This window comes from Actinomadura sp. 7K534 (assembly GCF_004348575.1).
Taxonomy (GTDB): domain Bacteria; phylum Actinomycetota; class Actinomycetes; order Streptosporangiales; family Streptosporangiaceae; genus Spirillospora; species Spirillospora livida.
Genome location: NZ_SMKB01000385.1, coordinates 1 through 4237 on the forward strand (window position 1 = coordinate 1; position 4237 = coordinate 4237).

At 73.7% G+C, this 4237-nt stretch carries 5 protein-coding genes; 2 read left to right on the forward strand and 3 right to left on the reverse strand.

Annotation, left to right across the window (positions count from 1 at the left end):
* The 3 genes from E1266_RS35975 to purU form a co-directional block, all read right to left on the reverse strand.
* The coding region (locus tag E1266_RS35975; RefSeq protein ID WP_132054872.1) for a hypothetical protein at positions 1 to 524 on the reverse strand (524 nt) is incomplete at its 3' end.
* A gap of 1 nt (position 525) precedes the next feature.
* Positions 526 to 1134, reverse strand: coding sequence for a DUF6286 domain-containing protein (locus E1266_RS38570; protein ID WP_165966357.1), 609 nt, complete (start codon positions 1132 to 1134; stop codon positions 526 to 528).
* Between the two features lie 120 nt (positions 1135 to 1254).
* Positions 1255 to 2103, reverse strand: coding sequence for a formyltetrahydrofolate deformylase (gene purU, locus E1266_RS35985; protein WP_132054874.1), 849 nt, complete (start codon positions 2101 to 2103; stop codon positions 1255 to 1257).
* Positions 2104 to 2302: 199 nt separating this feature from the next.
* On the opposite strand from purU, the gene E1266_RS35990 reads away from it, so the two are divergent.
* On the forward strand, positions 2303 to 3247 hold the full coding sequence (locus tag E1266_RS35990) for a PHB depolymerase family esterase (protein ID WP_132054876.1): 945 nt from the start codon (positions 2303 to 2305) through the stop codon (positions 3245 to 3247).
* Between the two features lie 52 nt (positions 3248 to 3299).
* The coding region (locus tag E1266_RS35995) for an alanine racemase (protein ID WP_132054878.1) at positions 3300 to 4237 on the forward strand (938 nt) is incomplete at its 3' end.

Consider the following 4237-nt stretch of genomic DNA (forward strand, 5'->3'; position numbering starts at 1 on the left):
GGGCGTGGGAGGTCCGGGCGGAAGCGGATCACCACTGGGAGGTCGGGCATGGCGACGGCTTCGCGGTAGCGCTCCACCGGGCCTGCGCCCAGTTCGCCGTAGACCTCGCTGATCAGTGTGTCGCCCGCGCAGGCGAGCCTGAGCAGCAGGCGGGGGCGGTCGGCCGTCCCCGTGAGGCGGACGCGGCAGTCGCGGACGCCGGGCATGGCGCGCGCGTCGCGGTTCAGGTCGTCCGCGGCCGCGCGGGCGCGGATGCGGGTCTCCGGGTCGACGTCCGGCCACCACCGGTGGACGACGCGGCGGACCTGGACGACCAGCCAGAGCTGCCCGGCGAGCGCCAGGACCTCCGCGACGCCCGCGGCGACCGGCAGGAACCAGCCGTGGCCGCCGGTGAACCGGGCGAGCGCGGGGTCGAGCAGCGGGCGGTCCGCGGCGGCCGCGCCGAAGGCGCCGAGGCCGGCGGCGAGCGCCGCGGCACCGCAGGCGAGCAGGACGGCCCCGGTGGCCGCGATCGGGATGCGCATGTCAGTCCCTCCGCCAGCCGAGCCGGACGTCGACCTCCGGCCGGCGCATCGGCTCGATGCGGTCCAGCCGGGCGCCGACCGCCTGGCGGACGAGGTCCGCCAGGTTCGCCGGGTTGCGGTAGCCGGTCGTGACCCGGACGACGAGGACGCCGCGGAACGGCCCCGGCCCGCGCACGCGGGCGCGTTCGATGCCGGGGACGCCGAGCGCCGCGTCCGCGACCGTCCGGCGCAGCGCGGTGCGTCCGATGGCGCCCGCCTGCCGCGGGTCGGAGCCCGCGAGCGGGACGCCCCTGAGCCGCCCCGGCAGCGCCGCCAGCAGGAACGCGGCACCGGCGAAGGCGACCGCGCCCGCGGCCGGCAGGACGTCGCGCCAGGTGTGCCGCCGGAGCGCGTCCGCCACCGCGGCCACGCCCGGCACGGGGTGGACGCCGGAGCCGAGCGCGGCGGCCAGCAGTTCGATGGCGGCGACCCCGCACCCCGTGGTCACCAGAAGCGCGCCGGCGAAGCCCGCGAACGCGCGGGGCGGCCGGAACTCGCGGACGGCGAGCCGCCGCGCCTGCCGCCTGTTGTGCTCCTCCTCGATCAGGTCCCTGACCAGCATCTCGGCCATAGCCACCCCCGTGAGCCATCGGCACGTCCGGCATCATCACCCATGGTGAGGCATTGTCACGTGGAGTGAAACACGCCATGCCGACATCTCGCGCGTTCGCCGGGTGGCGGGGGCCGCGGGTCAGCGGAAGACGACCGTGCGGTCCCCGTTGAGGAGGATGCGGTGCTCGCAGTGCCAGCGGACCGCGCGGGCGAGGGCGAGGCACTCGACGTCGCGGCCGACCGCCACCAGCTCCTCGGGGCTGTGGCCGTGGTCGACGCGGGCGACCTCCTGCTCGATGATCGGCCCCTCGTCCAGGTCGGCGGTGACGTAGTGCGCGGTGGCGCCGATCAGCTTCACGCCGCGCGCGTGCGCCTGGTGGTAGGGGCGGGCGCCCTTGAAGCTCGGCAGGAACGAGTGGTGGATGTTGATGATCGCGCCGGGCAGCTTGGCGCAGAAGTCGTCGGAGAGGATCTGCATGTACCGGGCGAGGACGACGAGGTCGGCGCCGTAGTGCTCGACCAGCGTCAGGATCTCGGCCTCCTGCGCGGCCTTGCCGCCCGGACCGACCGGCAGGTGGTGGTAGTCGATCCCGTACGACTGGGTGAGGGGCCGCAGGTCGGGGTGGTTGGACGCGACCGCGACGATGTCTATGTCGAGCAGCCCGGAGCGCGTCCGGTACAGCAGGTCGTTGAGGCAGTGCCCGCCCTTCGACACCATGATCAGCACGCGCGGCCGCTCGGCGAGCGCGTGCAGCCGCCACTGCAGGCCGAGCTCGGGCACCAGCGCCGCGAACGCGCCGCGCAGCTCGTCCGGATCGGTGTCGTCCAGGGTCGCGAACTGCACCCGCATGAAGAAGGTGCCGGAGTCGCCGTCGCCGAACTGCTGGCTCTCCAGGATGTTGCAGCCGCGCTCGGCCAGCAGCCCCGAGACGGCGGCGACGATGCCGGGCCGGTCGGGGCATGACAGGGTCAGCACATATTCGTTCAACGGTCTCAACTCTTGTGTTCGCGGTGGGACGAGGCGGGGCCCTGGCGCGATGGGGCAGCTCAGGGCGTGTCCCCATCGAGCTTACGCGGCGTCCGTCCATCCCGCCGCCCTACCGCCCGCGACGGCGAGCCGGAAGGGACGGAGCGAGCGGCTACTCATCAGTAGTTTGGGGGCTCGCTTTGAGGTTAGTTTTGCTTCCATGCGGCGAATCGGGTTCGTGGTACTGGCGGTGACCCTCGCTCTCGCGGGGTGCACGACCGAGACCGGCGACGGCGGCGGAGACGGGGACGGGAGCGAGGACAGGCGGCCCGCGAAGGTGGACGGCGTCCCTACCGCGCAGGGCACGCACAAGCAGAAGCTCGACGTGGGGACGATCGGGCACCGCGAGTTCCTGCTGCACGTCCCGGCGAAGGTGGCCGACGGCGAATGGCGGGACGGCAAGCCCGCCGACCCGCCCGCGCTGGTCCTCGCCCTGCACGGCGGGCTCGCCACGATGGAGAAGATGGAGGAGATCTCCGGCTTCAACCGGCAGTCGGACGAGAACGGGTTCCTCGTCGCCTACCCCAACGGCTTCATGACGACGTGGAACGCCGGCGACTGCTGTGGCGCCGCGAAGATCGGCAACGTGGACGACGTCGGGTTCCTCACCAAGCTGATCGACAAGCTCACCGGCGCGGGGCTGGCCGACCCGAGGCGGGTCTATGTCACGGGCTTCTCCAACGGCGCCGGGATGGCGTACCGGATGGCCTGCGAGCGGCCCGGCAAGGTCGCGGCGATCGGGGTCGTGGAGGGCGCGCTGGTGACCGACTGCGACCCCGGCGAGCCCGTCTCGGCGATGATCTTCCACGGGACGGCGGACGGGAGCGTCCCGTACAACGGCGGCGGGAATCGCGACTTCAACGACCGGCGGCCGTTCCCGCCCGTGTCGAAGGCGGTCGAGTTCTGGCGCCGGGCCGGCGGGCTGCCCGAGCCGGAGCGGCGGGTCAAGGCGCTGACCGGGAACACCGAGTGCCAGAGCACCGGGAAGGGCGACCGGGGCGTCGCGGTGACCTTCTGCAAGATCAACGGAGGCCGGCACGAGTGGCCGGACCGGGCGGGGGCCATGCTGTGGGACTTCTTCGCCGCGCACCCGCGTCCCGAATGAGCGGTACGTGAGAGGTTCTCACATTCGGGATTTCTGTGGCAGTCTGACCACCATGAACCTCCGGGACCGCTACGACGCCGCGACCGCCGGAATCGAGGCGCCGTTCGCCGTCGTCGACCTGGCGGCCTTCCGCGCGAACGCCGCCGGCCTCGTCCGCCGCGCCGCGGGCAAGCCCATCCGGGTGGCGAGCAAGTCGGTGCGCTGCCGGCCGCTGCTGGAGGACGTCCTCGCCATGGACGGCTTCGCCGGGGTCATGGCGTTCACGCTCCCCGAAGCCCTCTGGCTGGCCGCGGAGGGCGTCAGCGACGACATCCTCGTCGCCTACCCCACCACCGACCGGACCGCCATCGCCGCGCTCGCCGCCGACCCCGCCGCCGCACGCACCGTCACGCTCATGGTCGACTGCCCGGAGCACCTCGACCTGATCGAGTCGGCCGCCGGCGGCCGCGACGTCCGCGTCTGCATCGACGTGGACGCCTCCTACCGCCCCCTCGCCGGACGGGTCCGGATCGGCGCGCTGCGCTCCCCGCTGCGCACCCCCGCCCAGGTCCGCGCGTTCGCCGAGCAGATCGTCAAACGGCCCTCGCTCCACCTCGCCGGGCTGATGGCGTACGAATCGCAGATCGCCGGGGTCGGCGACGTCCCGCCCGGACGCCCCGCCCGCGGCCGCGTCATCCGCACCATGCAGCAGCGGTCCCGCCTCGAACTCGCCCGCCGCCGCGCCGCGATCGTCCGCACCGTCTCGGAACTGACCGAGCTCGAATTCGTCAACGGCGGCGGCACCGGCAGCGTCGAGAAGACCGCCGCCGAACGCGCCGTCACCGAGGTCGCGGCCGGCTCCGGCCTCTACCAGCCGCACCTGTTCGACCAGTACTCCAACTTCAGCGGACGCCCCGCCGCGCTCTTCGCCCTCCCCGTCGTGCGCCGCCCCGCACCCGGCGTCGCGACCTGCCTCGGCGGCGGCTACCTCGCCTCCGGCCCCGCCGACAC